General features: G+C 67.7%; 18 protein-coding genes and 1 tRNA gene. 11 read left to right on the top strand and 8 right to left on the bottom strand.

Annotated elements, in window-relative coordinates; genetic code table 11:
• Window positions 1-227: 227 nt before the first annotated feature.
• The 3 genes from AC1RMY_RS21745 to AC1RMY_RS21755 all read left to right on the top strand — a co-directional run bounded on the left by AC1RMY_RS21745 (window position 228) and on the right by AC1RMY_RS21755 (window position 4,767).
• Window positions 228-1,352 (top strand): ROK family protein, encoded by a 1,125-nt coding sequence (locus tag AC1RMY_RS21745; RefSeq protein ID WP_492868070.1) that lies wholly within the window; start codon window positions 228-230, stop codon window positions 1,350-1,352.
• A gap of 270 nt (window positions 1,353-1,622) precedes the next feature.
• Complete coding sequence (locus AC1RMY_RS21750; RefSeq protein WP_492868071.1) at window positions 1,623-4,238, top strand: DUF3772 domain-containing protein; 2,616 nt, start codon at window positions 1,623-1,625, stop codon at window positions 4,236-4,238.
• 43 nt (window positions 4,239-4,281) lie between these two features.
• On the top strand, window positions 4,282-4,767 hold the full coding sequence (locus tag AC1RMY_RS21755) for a CAP domain-containing protein (protein ID WP_492868072.1): 486 nt from the start codon (window positions 4,282-4,284) through the stop codon (window positions 4,765-4,767).
• Between the two features lie 12 nt (window positions 4,768-4,779).
• Here the strand turns inward: AC1RMY_RS21755 and AC1RMY_RS21760 are convergent, their stop codons facing one another.
• Together AC1RMY_RS21760 and AC1RMY_RS21765 are read right to left on the bottom strand one after the other, a co-directional pair.
• Window positions 4,780-5,604 (bottom strand): OmpA/MotB family protein, encoded by an 825-nt coding sequence (locus AC1RMY_RS21760; RefSeq protein WP_492868074.1) that lies wholly within the window; start codon window positions 5,602-5,604, stop codon window positions 4,780-4,782.
• A gap of 26 nt (window positions 5,605-5,630) precedes the next feature.
• The gene (locus tag AC1RMY_RS21765) at window positions 5,631-6,398 is read right to left on the bottom strand and encodes a motility protein A (RefSeq protein WP_492868076.1); all 768 of its coding nucleotides are present in this window, start codon (window positions 6,396-6,398) and stop codon (window positions 5,631-5,633) included.
• Between the two features lie 150 nt (window positions 6,399-6,548).
• On the opposite strand from AC1RMY_RS21765, the gene AC1RMY_RS21770 reads away from it, so the two are divergent.
• The 4 genes from AC1RMY_RS21770 (at window position 6,549) to AC1RMY_RS21785 (ending at window position 11,157) form a co-directional block, all read left to right on the top strand.
• Window positions 6,549-8,366, top strand: coding sequence for a glucan ABC transporter ATP-binding protein/ permease (locus AC1RMY_RS21770; protein ID WP_492868077.1), 1,818 nt, complete (start codon window positions 6,549-6,551; stop codon window positions 8,364-8,366).
• Window positions 8,367-8,468: 102 nt separating this feature from the next.
• Window positions 8,469-9,452, top strand: coding sequence for a TRAP transporter substrate-binding protein (locus tag AC1RMY_RS21775; RefSeq protein WP_492868079.1), 984 nt, complete (start codon window positions 8,469-8,471; stop codon window positions 9,450-9,452).
• A 140-nt stretch (window positions 9,453-9,592) separates the two neighbouring features.
• Window positions 9,593-10,717 carry a calcium:cation antiporter gene (locus AC1RMY_RS21780; RefSeq protein WP_492868207.1) on the top strand — a complete coding sequence of 375 codons (1,125 nt, stop codon included), beginning with the start codon at window positions 9,593-9,595 and terminating at the stop codon, window positions 10,715-10,717.
• 53 nt (window positions 10,718-10,770) lie between these two features.
• Window positions 10,771-11,157 (top strand): DUF1801 domain-containing protein, encoded by a 387-nt coding sequence (locus AC1RMY_RS21785; protein WP_492868081.1) that lies wholly within the window; start codon window positions 10,771-10,773, stop codon window positions 11,155-11,157.
• A gap of 34 nt (window positions 11,158-11,191) precedes the next feature.
• Here the strand turns inward: AC1RMY_RS21785 and aroB are convergent, their stop codons facing one another.
• Window positions 11,192-12,346, bottom strand: a complete 1,155-nt coding sequence (gene aroB, locus AC1RMY_RS21790) for a 3-dehydroquinate synthase (protein WP_492868083.1) — start codon at window positions 12,344-12,346, stop codon at window positions 11,192-11,194.
• A complete protein-coding gene (locus AC1RMY_RS21795) occupies window positions 12,343-12,966 on the bottom strand; it encodes a shikimate kinase (protein WP_492868085.1) in 624 nt (207 codons plus the stop codon). Before AC1RMY_RS21795 ends, aroB begins: the two co-directional genes overlap by 4 nt.
• A gap of 174 nt (window positions 12,967-13,140) precedes the next feature.
• On the opposite strand from AC1RMY_RS21795, the gene AC1RMY_RS21800 reads away from it, so the two are divergent.
• The 3 genes from AC1RMY_RS21800 to AC1RMY_RS21810 are packed head-to-tail and all read left to right on the top strand — an operon-like array spanning window position 13,141 to window position 14,817.
• Window positions 13,141-13,287 (top strand): histidine kinase, encoded by a 147-nt coding sequence (locus AC1RMY_RS21800; RefSeq protein ID WP_492868087.1) that lies wholly within the window; start codon window positions 13,141-13,143, stop codon window positions 13,285-13,287.
• A complete protein-coding gene (locus AC1RMY_RS21805; protein WP_492868089.1) occupies window positions 13,284-14,213 on the top strand; it encodes a site-specific tyrosine recombinase XerD in 930 nt (309 codons plus the stop codon). The genes AC1RMY_RS21800 and AC1RMY_RS21805 overlap by 4 nt, the downstream gene beginning before the upstream one ends.
• A gap of 13 nt (window positions 14,214-14,226) precedes the next feature.
• Complete coding sequence (locus AC1RMY_RS21810; RefSeq protein WP_492868091.1) at window positions 14,227-14,817, top strand: HutD/Ves family protein; 591 nt, start codon at window positions 14,227-14,229, stop codon at window positions 14,815-14,817.
• Here AC1RMY_RS21810 and AC1RMY_RS21815 read toward each other — a convergent pair.
• The 3 genes from AC1RMY_RS21815 to AC1RMY_RS21825 form a co-directional block, all read right to left on the bottom strand.
• Complete coding sequence (locus AC1RMY_RS21815; RefSeq protein WP_492868092.1) at window positions 14,814-15,521, bottom strand: carbonic anhydrase; 708 nt, start codon at window positions 15,519-15,521, stop codon at window positions 14,814-14,816. The two genes, AC1RMY_RS21810 and AC1RMY_RS21815, sit on opposite strands and share 4 nt — an antisense overlap.
• Before the next feature lie 69 nt (window positions 15,522-15,590).
• Window positions 15,591-15,908: a DUF167 family protein gene (locus AC1RMY_RS21820; protein ID WP_492868094.1), complete on the bottom strand. Its 318-nt coding sequence runs from the start codon at window positions 15,906-15,908 to the stop codon at window positions 15,591-15,593.
• Window position 15,909: 1 nt separating this feature from the next.
• Entirely contained in the window at window positions 15,910-16,200 is a 291-nt protein-coding gene (locus AC1RMY_RS21825; protein WP_492868095.1) for a YggT family protein, read from the bottom strand.
• A 142-nt stretch (window positions 16,201-16,342) separates the two neighbouring features.
• Between AC1RMY_RS21825 and AC1RMY_RS21830 the strand changes: the two genes are divergently transcribed.
• Window positions 16,343-16,418, top strand: a tRNA-Ala gene (locus AC1RMY_RS21830).
• A gap of 196 nt (window positions 16,419-16,614) precedes the next feature.
• Here AC1RMY_RS21830 and AC1RMY_RS21835 read toward each other — a convergent pair.
• On the bottom strand, window positions 16,615-16,866 hold the full coding sequence (locus AC1RMY_RS21835) for a hypothetical protein (protein ID WP_492868097.1): 252 nt from the start codon (window positions 16,864-16,866) through the stop codon (window positions 16,615-16,617).
• Window positions 16,867-17,005 lie beyond the last annotated feature (139 nt).

Raw genomic sequence — 17,005 nt, forward strand, 5'->3', positions numbered from 1 at the left:
CGGCGTCCTTTGCAGATATACTCGCAACTTGGCCCATGGAGCGGTGATCCGGCGGGCGGGTCAACCGGCGAGGCTGCCGAAACCGCCGCGACGGGCGCAGGCGCGCCATGCGCCAGGCGCTGCCGCGGCGCCATCGCCGACGGGCTGAGCCGGGTCGTCGCGGGAACCTCGCGGGGCATCCGGGGGTTGCCCCCGGTCAACGCAGTTCGGGGGAGGACGGAATGGGCATGGCCACGGCAGCAACGGCACGCAACAGCAAGGCGCGTCCGCAGGGGCTCCATGGCTCGGGGGAGCTGCCTTCCGTCAGCGTCACCAGCTACAATCTCGAAATCCGCGACGAGGACGGCTTCGTCGGCGACAAGGCGAGCCGGGCCGCCTTCGTCGAGCATCTCGACGCGCTGCGTCAGCATCTGCGCGAGCAGGGCGGCGATCCACTGAAGGGCGAGACCGTCGACGTCAGCAAGAAGGAGCTGGACGCGCTTCTGAAGGAGGGCGACCCGCATGAAGCGGCGCTCGTGCTCAGCGCGATCGAGCGTTTCGCGCAGTCGCTCGCCTTCGTGATCCGGCGCTTCGTGCGGCTCAAGAGCTGGGCGCCGGTGGAGCGCATCGTCGTTGGCGGCGGCTTTCGCGAGAGCCGTGTCGGCGAACTCGCGATCGGGCGCGCCGGCATCATCCTGAGCACCGACGGGCACAAGATCGACCTCGTTCCGGTGAGCCATCATCCCGACGAGGCCGGGCTGGTCGGCAGTGCCCATCTCGCGCCGAAATGGATCTTCGAGGCCTATGACAGCCTCGTCGCCGTCGATATCGGCGGCTCGAACATCCGCGCCGGCATCGTCGAGCTGCGCCAGGACAAGGCGCCTGATCTCAGCAAGGCGCGGGTCTGGTCCTCCGAACTGTGGCGGCATGCCGATGACGCGCCGAGCCGGGACGAGGCGATCGCGCGGCTCGGCGAGATGCTGAAGGCGCAGATCAAGCAGGCCAGGAAGGACGGGTTGCGCGTCGCGCCCTTCATCGGCGTTGGCTGTCCCGGGCTGATCGAGCCGGACGGGGCGATCGATCGCGGCGCGCAGAACCTGCCGGGCAATTGGGAGAGCAGCCGCTTCAACCTCGTCGAGAGTATCCGCGAACTCGTCCCGGAGATCGGCGATCACGAGACGCAGGTGACGATGCACAACGACGCCGTGATCCAGGGACTGAGCGAAATGCCGGCGATGCAGGATGTCGAGAACTGGGCGGTGCTGACGATCGGCACCGGGCTCGGCAATGCGAGCTACCGCAACCGGAATGCGCCGAAGCGCAAGACGAACGGCAAGGAGAAGAATTCCTACAAGGCGAAAGCGAAGGACTGACGTCCCGCGCCCCGGGCAGGCAGCTTTGTCGTTGCAATGCCTTGATGCTGTCCCGTTTGCGAGGGAATGAGGGCCGGCCCGTATGCCGTTCCGGCAGCGCGGGCCGCCAGCCCGCATCGCCAACCCTGCAGACAGGTCCTGCCCTTGCCCTTTGATCGTTCGCTTCACGCCAGTCCTGCGACCGCTTGCCTTGGGGATGAAGCTGTGGCGACGGTCGGGCCTCGACCGAATCACCATCCTGAGCGAGGCCGGACCGGAATGGCTGCGCGCATGGGGCAAGCGCCCTCAATCAGGCACCGCCTTCAGAGCCTCGCTCTCGCCTTGGCGCTGCTGCTTGCAGCCTTCCTTGCTGCGACACAGGTCCTCGCGCAGCAGCCGGCGGCCGAACCCGCGCCGGCCCGCGCCCGGCTCGACGCCATCCGTATCGAGCTGACACAGATCGAATCGACGCTGGCTGCTCCGACCGCGACGGAAGCCGAGCTTCAGCGACAACGCGTGCGGCTGCAGCCTTCGCTCGAACAGCTCCGCCAGCTCATCGAGGAACAGGCGCCACGCGTCGAACAGGCGAAGCTGCGCCTCGACCAGCTCGGCCCGAAGCCCGACGCGGCGGCGCCGCCCGAAAGCGCCGAGGTCACGCGCGAGCGCGAGGCGCGGCAGAAGGCCTTCACCGACGCCGACGAGACGATGAAGATCGCCCGCGCCTCCTTCCTGCAAGCCGAGCAGCTCCAGGCAGCGATCGGCGACCGCCGCCGCGAACTCTTCGCCAAGGCGCTGTTCGCCGCCGGGCCGACCGTCTTCAGCCCGGACATGTGGGGCAGCGCGATCGCGACGGTGCCGGAGGATCTGCGCGCCTCGGGCTACATCTTCGGCGGCTGGCTCTCCGGCGTGGCCGAGGCGATGTCCGGCGCGCGCGGCGGGCTGGTCGCGCTCGCCTTCATCGGGGCGCTGCTGCTCTATCTCGCACGCAGCCGCTACCTGCCGCGCTTCAAGGCGCGCTTCAGCAACACGCAGGATCGCGACAGCCTGCACTCCCTCTACATCGCGCTCGCCCATGTCGTCGCTGGCGCGGCGCCGCCGGCGCTGGCGAGCTGGCTGATCTATGCCGCCCTCAATACGGCGGGGCTGCTGCCGTTGCGCATCCAGCCGGTGATCGCGGCGATCGTCGCCGGGCTGGCGATCGTCGCCTTCGTCCAGGCGCTGCTCGATGCGCTGTTCGCGCCGAGCCAGCCGCAGCGGCGGCTGGTCAGCGTGATGGATTCGACAGCGCGCATCGTGGTGTGGATGGGGACCTCGCTGGCGCTGGTCCTCTCCATCAGCAAGGTGCTGGAAGCCTGGCTCACGGCGATCGCGGCGGGTCTCGCGGTCTCGATCATCCTGCGCAGCATCCTCGTCATCATCTTCGCGCTGACGCTGGTGGCCGGCCTCTATCGCCTGCGCGACGACGAGGAGGTCGAGGAGGAGGCCTGTCTCGGTCCCTATGTCGCGGTCGATGGCGCGAGCCTCGGGCCGATCCGCATCTTCGGCTGGATCGTCGGGCTGGGCATGTCGCTCGCCGTGCTCAGCGGCTATGTTATCTTCGCCTCCTTCCTGACCGAGCAGGTGCTCTGGGTCGGCATCGTCGCCTGCATCTTCGTGCTGGCCTATCAACTCGTCGATCTCGGCATCCCCCAGGCCCTGACCGGCAAGGGCCGGCTGGCGTTGACGCTGAAGGCCGGGCTCGGCATCCGCTCGGCGACGCTCGACAAGATCGCGGTGATCGCGGCCGGCGCGCTGAAGCTCATCCTGATCGTCATCGCGCTCCTGCTCGTGCTGGCGCCCTGGGGGCTGGAATCGGCGGATTTCCTGACCTCGCTGCGGGCTGCCTTCTTCGGTTTCCAGGTCGGCGGCGTGACGATCTCGCTGTCCTCGATCTTCATCGCCGGCCTGCTGTTCGCGGCAGGGCTCGGGGCTACGCGCTCGATGCAGGGCTGGCTCGAGACCAAGTTCCTGCCGACGACGCAACTCGACACCGGCCTGCGCAACTCGATCACCACGGCGGCAGGCTATGTCGGCTATGTCGCCGCGGTCGCGCTCGCGGTCTCGGCATTGGGGCTGAGCCTGGAGCGGCTGACGCTGGTCGCCTCGGCGCTTTCCGTCGGTATCGGTTTCGGCCTGCAATCGGTGGTTTCGAACTTCGTCTCGGGGCTGATCCTGCTCTGGGAGCGTCCGATCCGCGTCGGCGACCAGGTCGTGGTCGGCGACGCCGAGGGCATCGTCAAGAAGATCAATGTGCGCTCGACCGAGATCGCGACCTTCGACCGTGCCTCGGTGATCGTGCCGAATTCGAACCTCGTCTCGGGCGTGGTGCGCAACCGCGTCCGCAACGACCGGACCGGGCGCATCCTGATTGCCTTGTCCGTGCCGCGAAGTCTCGATGCGGGCGATGTCCGCGGCATGCTGAGCGAGGTCGCCAGCGGCCATGGCGACGTGATGCAGAAACCGCCGCCGGCGGTGATGTTCAAGAAGATCGGCACCACGACGATGGATTTCGAGCTGGTCTGCGTCGTCTCCGATGTCGATATCGTCGGCCGTGTCACCAGCGACCTGAATTTCGCGATCCACAAGCGGCTGACCGAGATGGAGCCTGCCGTCGCGACGCCGGAGCTCCTGGTCAAGGGGCTCGAGGGCGTCGAGCAATCCCTGGGCAGCATCGCCGCCGCCGTCACCCGCGAGAGCAAGGCATCTGCGACCGCGGAGACCAAGGCTGTGAAATCGGCTGCGCCGGCACGCGCCGGGCGCCGGGCGCCGCCAAAGCTTGCCGACGGGGGCGACGAGACCGAGGCGGGCCAGCCGCCGGCACCTGCTCCCGCGCCGCCGGAGCCGGCCAAGGACGACAGCAAGGAATGATGCGATGCTCAGCCTGGAATGCGGCGCGGCGAGAGCCCGCTCGATGACCTGTCCCGTCCTCGTCGCGGGCGCGCTCGCGCTCCTGGGCGTAGCAGGCTGCACCGAGCCGGCGCGCCAGAGCCAGCCGGCCTTCTATCGTGATCTCGGCTCGCCCTCGGCGCAGGTCGATGCGAACGAGGCCCGGGCGATGATCTCGGCCTACCGGATGAATGCCGGGCTGAACACGCTGACGCTCGACCCGGCCCTGGTCGCGGCGGCGCAGCAGGAGGCGAGCGCGATGGCCGCAGCCGACAAGCCGGTACAGGCCGAGGCGGTCAAGGCGCGGCTGGCGCGCAGCGGGCAGGCTGGCGCCGAGGCCAATCTCTCGGCGGGCTACCGGCGGCTCGCGGAGGCGTTCTCGGGCTGGCGCGATTCGCCGCAGCACGACCGGGTGATGAAGACGCCGGGCGCGACACGGATGGGCATCGCCACGGCCTATGCGCCGGGTTCGAAATACCAGGTCTATTGGGCGCTCATTCTGGCGCCCTGACGCCTGAGAGTCTCAGGGGGTCAGCCCCGTCGGCAGCGGCGGTGCGTCGGCCTTCAGGACGATGCCGACGCGGCGGTTATAGGGCAGATACGGGTTGTCCTTGACCAGCGGCTCGGTGTCGCCCTTGCCGGAGACGGAGGCGAAGCGGTCGCTCGGCACCCCCGCATTCGCGAGGATCTCGCGGACCGCGCCGGCACGACCGACGGAGAGATCCCAGGGGTCTCCCTCGGGCGCGGCGCCTGGCCGTGGCGTGGCGGTGTGCCCGGAGATCGCGATCTTGTTGGGCATACGTCGGAGCGTCGGCGCCAGCGTAGCCAGCAGCTTGCGCATGCGTTCGTTCGGCTGGCTCCTGCCCTCCGCGAACATCGCGCGGCCTTCCTGATCGACGAGCTGGATGTCGATGCCTGTCTCGGTGACCTCGACCAGGACATTTCGTGACACCTCGGCGATCTCCGGCATGTCACGCAGGGCCTGGCGCAGCGAGGCGGCTGCGAGTGCGAAGCCGCGGTCCTGCTGCGGCTGGTTCAAGCCGTCGTCATGGGGCGCCTTCTTGATCGGGCCGGGTGTATCGGTCGCGTCATCCAGCGGCATGATGCGGGAGTTCTTGATGTGCTTGCCGCTCGGTATGCCGTCCGCCTCGACGATGCCGGCGAGCCGCACGTCCTTCTGCGAGCCGAAGGCCTCGCGCATCGAGCCTGCGACGATCTGGAGCTTGGCCTTGTCCTGGCTCGAATAGGCGGCGACCATGACGAAGAAGCTCATCAGCAGCGCCATCAGATCCGCGAAGGTGACGAACCAGCCGTGGCCGCCATGGCCGCCGCGCTTCTTCTTCGCCATCGCTCAGACCCCGGCCGCCATGGGCCTCAGGCTTCCGCCATATCGGCGCGATGATGCTGCGGCAGATAGGCCAGCAGCATCTCGCGCACCAGCGTCGGGCTCTTGGCGTCGCGCATCTGCAGCACGCCGTCGATGATCAGCGTGCGCGCGATCTCCTCCTCCTCGAGCTTGACGTGTAGCTTGTCGGCGATCGGCATGGCGATCATGTTGGCGACGATGGCGCCGTAGAGCGTGGCCAGCAGCGCGGTCGCCATGGCCGGTCCGAGCCTGGATGGGTCGGACATGTTGGCGAACATCGTCACCATACCGAGAATCGTGCCGATCATGCCCCAGGCCGGGGCGCAGTCGCCGATCGAGCGATAGACCTTCGAGCCTTCGTCGAGCCGCTGCAGGAAGTTGTCGCGGTCGCGCTCCATGGTGTCGCGGATGAATTCCTTGTCGTAGCCGTCGGCGATGTAGCGCAGGCCCTGGGCGAGGAAGGTGTCGGAGACCTCGGCCGTCTCGAGCGCAACCGGGCCGCTCTTGCGGGCGAGGTCCGCGACGCGGGTGATTTCCTCGATGAGTTCGCGCGGATGGCTCGCGCTCATGGTGAAGGCGAAGCGCATGCCCATGGGCAGGCCGTGCAGGATCACCGAGAACGGAAAGCGGATCATCGTCGCGGCGGTCGCGCCGCCGAAAATCACGATGACCGCGTGAATGTCGTAATAGGCTTTGAAATTGCCACCATCGAGCATGATCAGGCCGACGAGCACGCCGACGCCGGCGGCGAGTCCTACGCCCGTTGCGAGATCCATGACACCACCCTGACAGCCGCCCGGACCGGCGCCGTCGCCATGCCGAGAACCGGGATAGGATAGTGAGAGCCCCTTGAAGGAAGCGTTAAGGTTTAGAGCCTTGCGCTTGGGAGCTTGCCCGGGCCGCCATGTCAGCTAAAGCTGGCGGCCATGTCGCTCTTTTCCATCTACATGCGCGTCCTCGGCGAGCTCGGCCCCGAGAAGCGCCTGGGTCTCATCCTGGCCCTGGCCAATGTGCTGCTGGCGGCGGCCTCCTTCGCTGAGCCGATGCTGTTCGGCGCGCTGATCGACAAATTGTCGAGCGTGCAGGGCTCCGGGCAAAAGCTGAGCTGGAGCGACATCAACGCCCTGATCCTGGCCTGGGTCGGCTTCGGGCTGTTCACCATCGGCGCCTCCGTCTTCGTTTCGCTGCATTCGGACCGGCTGGCGCATCGGCGCCGGCTCGCGGTGATGGCGAACTATTTCGAGCACGCGCTGACGCTGCCGCTGGCCTATCACACCCAGACCCATTCCGGCCGCGTGCTCAAGGTGATGCTCGACGGCACCAGCGGCATGTGGGCGCTGTGGCTCTCCTTCTTCCGCGAGCATTGCGCCAGCCTCGTCGCGCTGTTCGTGCTCCTGCCCTTCACGCTCTGGAAGAACTGGCAGCTCGGCCTGCTGCTGATCAGCCTCGTCGTGCTGTTCGGCACATTGACGGCCTATGTGCTGCGCAAGACCGACAAGCTGCAGAGCAATGTCGAATCCTATCACTCGAACCTCGCCGAGCGCGCCTCCGATGCGCTCGGCAACGTTCCGGTGATCCAGAGCTTCACCCGCATCGAGGCCGAGGTTCGCGGCCTGCGCTCGACCATCGCCAGCCTGCTCGATGCGCAGCTCCCGGTCCTGTCGTGGTGGGCGATCGCGACGGTCGCGACCCGCGCCTCGGCGACCCTGACCGTGCTCGCGATCTTCGTCGTCGGCGCCTGGCTCCTGATGCAGGGGCTGACCACCGTCGGTGAGATCGTCACCTTCATGGGCTTCGCCACCATGCTGGTCGGGCGCCTCGAGCAAATCGTCGCCTTCGTGAACTTCATCTTCATGCAGGCGCCGAAGATGCGCGAGTTCTTCGAGGTGATCGACACGCTCCCGGCCGTGCGCGACCTGCCGAGCGCGCTCGATGCCGGGCGGCTTTCCGGCGCGGTCGCCTTCAAGGATGTCTCGTTCTCCTATGACGGCAAGCGCGCCGCGGTGCAGGACGTCTCGTTTGCGGTCGCTCCGGGCGAGACGATCGCCATCGTCGGCTCCACCGGCTCGGGCAAATCCACCACGCTCGGCCTGCTGCACCGCGCCTTCGATCCGCAATCGGGCTCGATCACTGTCGATGGGAAGGACATCCGCGAGATCTCGCTCCTGTCGCTGCGCCGGAATATCGGCGTCGTGTTCCAGGAGCCGATGCTGTTCGCACGTTCGATCCGCGAGAACCTGACCGTCGGCAAGCCCGACGCGACCGACGAGGAGATGATGCAGGCGCTCGACCGGGCGCAGGCGACCGAGGTGATGGCACGCCAGCCGGACGGGCTCGACACGCTGGTCGGCGAGCGCGGCCGCACGCTGTCCGGCGGCGAGCGCCAGCGCCTCTCGATCGCGCGCGCCCTGCTGAAGAACCCGCCGATCCTGATCCTCGACGAGGCGACCTCGGCGCTCGATGCCGCGACAGAGGTCAAGCTGCAGAAGGCGCTGGAGGAGGTGATGAAGGGGCGTACGACCTTCGTCATCGCCCACCGCCTCGCCACGATCCGCAATGCCGACCGCATCCTGGTGTTCGAGCAGGGCCGCGTCATCGAGATGGGCTCCTTCGAGGAACTCGTCGCCAAGGGCGGGCGCTTCGCCGCGTTGGCGCGCGCGCAGTACCTCGTCAGCGACAAGGCGCCGACCTCCGTGACCGAAGAGACGGTGAGCCCGCTCGCCGCCAAGATCACGCTCGACTGAGGCACGCTCGATCGAACGGGCCGCTCGCCCCGATCTTGCATGGAACGGCTCCGTCGAAGAGGGGCCGGTCGTCGCCTGCCCGCCGCTACGAGGGTTATGACCATGCGTTCGTTCATCGCGGGCTTCGTGCTTTCGGCCGTCTCCTTGGCGATCACCGTGCCCGCGGGCGCGCAGACGGTCTGGGAGATGCCGACGGAATATCCGGCGACCGCAATTCCCGGCGAAGGCGTTGCGACCTTTGCCCAGCTGGTGAACGAGAAGTCCGGCGGGCGGCTGACGATCAAGCCGAGCTTCGACGCTTCGCGCGGCATCAAGTCGGCGGCGATGATCGCCGCGGTGCAGAAGGGCGAGGTGGCGGCGGGGGATGCCTTCGCAGGCGCGCTCGGCGCGGTCGATCCGCTGTTCGGACTGTCTTCGCTGCCGTTCCTGGCGACCTCGATCGCGGATGCGCGCAAGCTCACCGATCTGGCTCGCCCGGCCTATGACAGGAAGCTCGCCGGCTTCGGCCAGAAGATCCTCTACACCACGCCCTGGCCGGCCTCGGGCATCTGGTCGAAGGAGGCGCTGAGCGCGCCGACCGCGCTCGCGGGCCTTTCGATCCGCACCTATGATGCGACGTCGACCACGGTGATGAACGTGGCCGGCGCCAAGCCGAGCAATCTCTCCTTCGCGGATGCCATGCCGAAGGTGAAGGATGGCAGCGTCACTGCCGTTCTGTCTTCGGGCGATGGTGGGGCCGGACGCAATCTCTGGGACTTCCTGCCGAACTTCGCCGAGGTGAACTACGCGCTGCCGATCTCGCTCGCAACGGTCAACCTCGCGGCCTATGAGGCGCTGCCGGCCGATCTCCGCAAGATCGTGGACGATGCCGCCGCAGCAACGGAGCAGCGGCAATGGATCGCGATCCGTACGCGGCTCGACGAGAATTACGCCCGCATGCGCGCCAACAAGGTTACGATCCTGACGGATGTGCCGCCGGCCATCGCCAAGGCGCTCGCGGAGGCCGGCAAGGGCGTGGTCGACGATTGGCGCCAGAAGGCGGGGCCGGACGGCGCCGCCGTTCTGGACGCCTATCGCAAGCCCTGAGTTCGAGGTTCACGCATCCGCCGGCGGTCTGGCGAACAAAACTTCATCCGAATGCGTTAGGCTGCGACAGGCTGCTTCGGCGGCCCGCTTTCGCACGCCCTTTTCAAGCCGATTAATTTCGGGATGGACCATTGAGCACCATGATCCTGCGCCTCGCCTGCGCCTGGGCGACCGTTGCCGCATTCCTCTTATTCGGAGACGGCCTTCTGGGCCAGCTTGGCGCGCGCCTGATCTCGGCGCTGATCTTCCTCTGGCTGCTCGGCATCATCATCTGGGCGGCGTTCGGGGTGGTGCATGAGGCGGAGATCCTGGCGGGCCGGCTGGGCGAGCCCTTCGGCACGCTGATCCTGACGCTCTCGATCGTGATCATCGAGGTGGCGCTGATCTCGGCGGTGATGCTCGGAGCCAAGGGCGCGCCGACGCTGGGGCGCGACACCATGTTCGCTGTGCTGATGATCGTGCTGAACGGCGTCGTCGGCATCGGCCTGATCGTCGGAGGCCGTCGCCATTTCGCGCAGAGCTACAATCTCAAGGGCGCCTCCTCCTATCTCGCGGTGATCATCCCGCTGACGGTGATCCCGCTGGTGCTGCCGAACTTCACGACCTCGACAAGCAATGGCACGCTGACGACGCTGCAGTCGGTCAGCTTCTCGCTGTTCACGCTCGCGCTCTACGGCGCCTTCTTGGTGCTCCAGACCGGGCGGCACCGCTCCTTCTTCCAGGAGCCGACCCGCGAGCAGGCTCCACTGCCGCGCACCGCCTTGCCCGTCGACGAAGCCGGGGAAGCCGATCACGGCCATGAAGACCCTGGCGGTGCGACCGCGAGCCATGTCGCGCTGCTGCTCGCCAACATCCTGCCCATCGTCATCCTGTCGAAGAGCCTCGCGGCCGTACTCGATTTCGGCATTATCAAGCTCGGCGCGCCGGTCGCGCTCGGCGGCATCCTGATCGCAATGGTCGTGTTCACGCCGGAATGCATCGCGGCGCTGCGGGCGATCAGCGCCAACCAGCTCCAGCGCGCGATCAATCTCTGTTTGGGCGCAGCCGCCTCGACGCTCGGTCTGACCGTGCCGGCGGTGCTGGCGATCGGCCTGCTCACCGGACAGGAGATCGTGCTCGGGCTGTCAGGCACCAACATGGTCATCCTCGCGATGACACTGCTCCTGAGCACGCTGACCTTCACCGGCACGCGCACGACAATGCTGGAGGGCGCGGTGCATCTCTCGGTGTTCTTCGTGTTCCTGGTGCTGGTGTTCAGCCCCTAGGGAGTGCAGGTTTCGGCCAAAGCTTGGGAACGATCACAGGAAGTGGCGGCGCCATGACAAAAACCGCAATGGCCCCGGATGAGACGCCGTCGGCGTTGATCGATGCGAGAATCGCTGAGCTGGACGACTGGAGAGGCACGATGCTCGCTCATGTCCGTGCCCTGATCCGGCAGGCGGTGCCGGAGGTGGTCGAGGATTGGAAGTGGCGAGGCGTTCCGGTCTGGTATTGCGGCGGCATGATCTGCACCGGCGAGACTTACAAGCAGGCCGTGAAGCTGACCTTCGCCAAGGGAGCTGCTCTCGCCGATCCTGCCGGCCTCTTCAATGCCAGTCTCGACGGCAACGTCCGCCGCGCGATCGATCTGCATCAGGGCGATACCTTTGATGGCGACGCCTTCAAGGCGCTCATCCAGGCTGCCGTGGCGTTGAACAGGGCCTGAGCCTTGGCTGGCGCCGGCTAGGAGCGCCTTTGCGTCAGCGAGCTTGCCCGTTCGCCGCCAGTTCGGTTTCGACAAACGCCTGAACCTCTTCGGCCGCGACGCCATGGGCGATGAAGCTCTTGCCGATGCCGCGGGCGAGGATGAAGGTCAGAACGCCGCGCCGGACCTTCTTGTCCTGGCCCATCGCCGCGACGATCTCCTGTGCACTGCCGACGCCGCCGGGGACCTGCTGGAGGGTGCTGGGTAGGCCGACGGCGTCGAGATGGCGCGAGACGCGGATGGCGTCCTGCCCGGGGCAGAGCCCCATGCGCTGCGAGAAGCGGAAAGCCAGCGCCAGCCCGATCGCGACGGCCTCGCCATGGACGAGCCGAGCGGAGTCGTAGTCCGTCAGGCGTTCCAGCGCATGCGCGAAGGTGTGGCCGAGATTGAGCAGGGCCCGGTCGCCCTCCTCACGCTCGTCGCGGGCGACGATGGCGGCCTTGGCCTTGCAGGCGACCGCGACCGCATGGTCGCGCTCCGGCCCGCCGGCGATGATCCGGCTCCAGTTGACCTCGCACCAATCGAAGAATCCGGGGTCGTCGATCAGCCCGTATTTCACCACCTCGGCATAGCCCGCCTTGAACTCGCGCTCGCTCAGCGTGTCGAGCAGCGCGGTGTCGGCGATCACCAGCGCCGGCTGGTGGAAGGCGCCGACGAGGTTCTTGCCATGGCTGGAGTTGATGCCGGTCTTGCCGCCGACGGAGGAATCGACCTGCGCCAGCAGGGTCGTCGGCATCTGCACAAAGCGCACGCCGCGGCGTAGCACGGCGGCGGCGAAGCCGGTGAGATCACCGACGACGCCGCCGCCCAGCGCGATGACGAGGTCGTCGCGCTCGATCTTCGCCGCCAGCAACGCGTCGCAGAGCGCGATGAACTGGGCATAGGATTTGGTCGCCTCGCCCGGCGGCACGGTGATGCGCGTCGAGGCGATGCCCTCCTGCTGCAGGCAGGCCTCGAAGGCCGGCGCATGCAACGCCGCGACGCTCTCGTCGGTCACCAGCGCGACCTTGGCGCCGGGCGCGAAGCCGGCGATCAGGGCGGCGGCCTCGCAGAGTTGGTGGCGGCCGATATGGATGTCGTAGGCGCGGCCTTCGAGCGCGACCGGAACCACGATCCGGGCGCCGGAGGCCTCCTTCGCGGGAGTGGTCATGGCATACGCTTTCTGTCGTCGCCGGCGCGCAGATGCCGCTCCAGCGCCGTGATCGCGGCGCTCACGACGACGTCATGGGGTTCGTCGCGCGAGACCAGCGTCAGGTCGGACAGGGCATAGACGGGCTCGCGCTCGCCCAGCATCCGGCGCAAAGTCTCCTCGGGATCGGCTGTCTGCAGCAGCGGCCGGTTCGAGCGCTTGCGCACGCGCCGCATCAGCACCTCGGGCTCCGCCTTGAGCCAGATCGAGATGCCGAGATCGGCGATGCGGGCGCGCGTCTCGGCATTCATGAAGGCGCCGCCGCCCGTCGCCAGAACCAGGGGGCTGCGCGTCGTCAGGATGCGGCTGATGACCCGGCGCTCGCCGTCGCGGAACTCGGCCTCGCCGCGCTGGGTGAAGATCTCCGGGATCGTCATGCCGGCGGCGGTCTCGATCTCGGCGTCGGCATCGACGAAGGGCAGGCCGAGCCGCGCCGCCAGCCGGCGCCCGACCGAACTCTTGCCCGAGCCCATCATGCCGACGAGCACGATGGCGCGCCGGCCGATCGCAGCGCGCAATTCGTCGCGGTCCACGCGGAATCTCTCACTCTCGGGCTGGTCGAGCGTTTCGACGATCGTCATCGGGCGTTGTCCTCAGCGCCCGTTTAGCATGAGCGATTGCGCGCCGTCATGCCCGCGCCCTGCAGTTTTTGGCCGGCTTGTGGTCTTGCTGCCCTTGCTCCTGCCCGCCATTTCCAGACAAATGTGCTTATTCGACGCCGCATCTGTCGATTTCCACAAGGGTTAAGCCTCGCCGTGCCGACGCTGTTCAGATTCGTGGCGTTTCTCGCCCTGCTCGGCGGGCTGGTCTTCGGCGGCATGGTCGCGCTGGTCACCTTCGTCCAGCCGGTGCCGCGTGAGATGGTCGAGACGGTGCCGCCCTCCAAGCTGCAGCCGAAATGAGCCGGATCGCAAGGGCGCGGCTGAACGGCTTCCTCGACATGCTCGCGGCCGAGCGCGGCGCCGCCCGCAACACGCTCGACGCCTATCAGCGCGATATCGACGACTATCTCGAATTCCTTGGCGGGCAGGCGCTCGACGCGGTCTCCGCCGACGATATCCGCGCCTGGCTTGCCGATGTCTCGGCGCGCGGGCTGAAGGCCTCCTCGGCGGCGCGCCGGCTTTCGGCCGTGCGCCAGTTCCACCGCTTCCTCTACACCGAGGGCTTCTCGCCCGGAGACCCGTCGGCTGCGATCGAGGGCCCCCGGCAGGGGCGGCCCCTGCCCAAGGTGATCTCGGTCGCCGATGTCGACCGATTGATCGAGACGGCGCGATCGGCCTGCGAGCGCGAGGGCGTGACGAGGCCTGCGCGCCTGCGTGCGCTGCGGATGCGCTGCCTGATCGAGATGCTCTACGCCACTGGCCTGCGCGTCTCGGAGCTGATCGCGCTGCCGCTCTCGGCCGCCACAACGCGCGAGCGTTTCCTGGTGGTGCGCGGCAAGGGCGACAAGGACCGGCTGGTGCCGCTGAACGAGCCGGCGCGGGAGGCCGCGCGGTCGTGGCTGGAGGCCTTGCGCGAGACCGGCGGTGGGGAAAGCCGCTGGCTGTTTCCCTCCGAGGGCGAGAGCGGCCATCTCACCCGCCAGGCCTTCGGCCGTGATCTCAAGGTCCTGGCAGGCGCGGCCGGGCTGTCCGCGTCGAGCTTGAGTCCGCATGTGCTGCGCCATGCCTTCGCCAGCCATCTGCTCCAGAATGGCGCCGATCTGCGTGTCGTGCAGGAATTGCTGGGGCATGCCGACATCGCGACGACCCAGATCTATACCCATGTCCTCGACGACCGCCTCAAGAGCATGGTGCGTGACCTGCATCCCCTGGCGGACGATGCCTGAGAAGAGCCTGATCATGACGCAGCCGACGCTGACCCCGCTCCCGCCGGAGAGCTTCCGGAGCAAGCCCTGGAAGAATGGTGGCGGTGTCACGCTGGACATCGCCGATGCCTGCGCCCCCGGCGCCGATCCGGCCGGCTGGGAGGGCATGATCTGGCGGCTGGGTCGCACGGCCATCGTCCAGCCCGGCCCGTTCTCGGACCTCACCGGCTATGAGCGCCTGCAGGTGGTGATCGTCGGCTCAGGCCTCGTTCTGGAGGGGGCGGATGGCGAGGTCGATCTGCGCGAGCCCTTCCGGCCGGTGCGCTATGATGGTGGCATCCCCCTGGTCAGCCGGCTGGAGAACGGGCCGGTCGAGGTGCTGAACCTGATGGTCGACCGGGCGCTGTGCACGGCCGACATGGTCGTTCCGGTGGCGGGGCAGGGCATGGCCCTGAGCCGTGGAATCCACATCCTCTATGCACCGGGCACGGCCGTGACCGGGCGCTGCGGCGCGGAGGCGTTCAGCGTTCCTGCCGGGCACGCCCTGCGCATCGACGCCGATGCGGATGTCGCGCTGACGGTGGGCGAAGGGCAGACCCTACTGGCGACGATCCGCCTTCGTTAGTCGCAGCGGATCGGCTGCGCCTTGCGCGGCAATTCGCCGATCGCCGGGACGAACTGGCCTGTCACGGGGTCCAGGATCATCAGGACGCCGGTGGCGACGGCGAAATAGGCGCCGTGCAGATGCAGGCGGCCCTTGCCCTCGAGGATCTGCACGCAGGGGAAGCTGCGAAGATTGGCGAGCGATTGCTGGATCGACGACAAGGCGAGGCGCTCGACATAGCCGTCCAGCGTCTCGTGGCGTCCGCGCCCGCCGGTGCGCTCGGCGGCGGGGCCGATCAGCGTGATCCACTTGCCGATGAAGTCGCCGGAGGAGAGCGGCCCCTGCGCATCGTCGGCGAAGGCGCGGATGCCGCCGCAGCGGCCATGGCCGAGCACGACGATGTGCTCGACCTTGAGCGCCTGCACGGCATATTCGAGCGCTGCCGAAGTGCCGTGGAGTTGATCGTCGGGCGAGAAGGGCGGCACCAGATTGGCGACGTTGCGGACGACGAACATCTCGCCCGGCCGCGCATCGAAGATCACCTCCGGCGAGACGCGGGAATCGCAGCAGCCGATCAGCAGGATCTTCGGCGTCTGGCCGCTTTCGGCGAGCTGCTCGTAGCGATCCTTCTCGCGGTCGAAACGATCGTCGAGGAAGGCGCGGTAGCCTTCGGTCAGCCGATCGGGAAACGGGGCTGCTGGCAAAGGAGCTGCTGGCTTTTCCATGGCTCCTTCGAACAGGAGGCGCGCGGTTTCGTCAAGCGCGTGTTGCATTGCGGGAGGGCCGAAGCCGGTTCATCCCGCCGCGATCTTGGCCCTTAACAGGCTGGCGAGCCGCTGTGCCTCGCCGGTCAGCGCCACCGTCTTGAGCCGGGCGGTCGCGCCCGCGACGAGCGTCACGGCCGAGCGCGGCAGGTCGAGCTCGCGCGCGAGAAACGCGACCAGCGCGGCATTGGCCTGCCCGTCGCTGGGCGCGGCGCGGACCCGGACCTTCAGGACAGCGCGTCCATCGGCGAGGGTCTCGACGCCGTCGATCGCGTCGCGCCCGCCGCGCGGAGTGAGCCGGACCGTCAACCGCAGGCCGTCGCCGGAGACGGACCAGGGCTCGGTCATATCAGAAGACGTTTGGGTAGATGTAGCGAACGATCACGCTCTGGATGAAGAAGATGCCGAGCAGCAGGATGATCGGCGAGATGTCGATACCGCCCATATTGGGCAGCATGTTGCGGATCGGGCGCAGGAGCGGCTCGGTGATCCGGTAGAGCATATCCCAGACGGTCGCGACGAACTGATTGCGGGTGTTGAGGACGTTGAAGGCGATCAGCCAGCTCAGTATCGCGGAGATGATCAAGAGCCATTTGTAGATGTCCAAGGCGAGCATCACCACGTCGAGAACAGCACGCATCGGCATTCCTCTTGATCATCGTTGGACAGCGGCGCTGCGTCCCCAGCCGGCCGGCGAAACGCGCCTGAGAAACTCACCCGAGAAACTCATGGCGCGCACGATTGACAGACAGGCGACGCACGGCCTAGAAGGCCAGCGCCTCGGGGCTGTAGCTCAGTTGGGAGAGCGCTGCAATCGCACTGCAGAGGTCAGGGGTTCGAATCCCCTCAGCTCCACCAGGCTTCTGGTGGGCCACGAGGCGCAGCGAAAGCATCGGATGACGGGGCGTGGCGAGGGGCGCGCTCGCGCATCTTGCTCGAAGGCTCTTCTCCACAGTCGCATGACCTTGCCGCCTCGGCTCCTGCCGAGCGCCGCGCCATGTGCTGCCTGGCGGAGCACATGGCGCATTGTTTGCCCTGTCGGGCGGCGCAGGCCTCAAGGCGTCTGCGGGAGGACGTCGTTTCCGAAGAAATCCGTCTGCCGCGGTCCGCTGGTCTGGTTCGCCCGGACATAGTTCGCGCCGCCTCTGCTCGGGGCGTTCGGACCGGGATCAAGATAGCTGCGCTGCGCGGGCAGCGGCATCGCGATCGGCGCGGAGGACGCGACGGGTGGTTCGGATGAGGTGTTGCAGGCCGCCAGCGCGGCGCAGCAGAAAACCGTCGCAAGCAAGCCCGAGTTCTTCGTCATGGTCCTCATCAGATCCTCACCGGACAAGACTGTCGCGAGCCGCGCGACGCGCGCCGAGGATGACGCGCGCGACGGGAACTCTCAAGCTGTGAAATTGCACGGTGGCACCGGCATGCAGGGCGCCACGCCGCATCCGGTT

The sequence above is a fragment of the Allobosea sp. GW822-FHT03F07 genome (genome assembly GCF_058801345.1).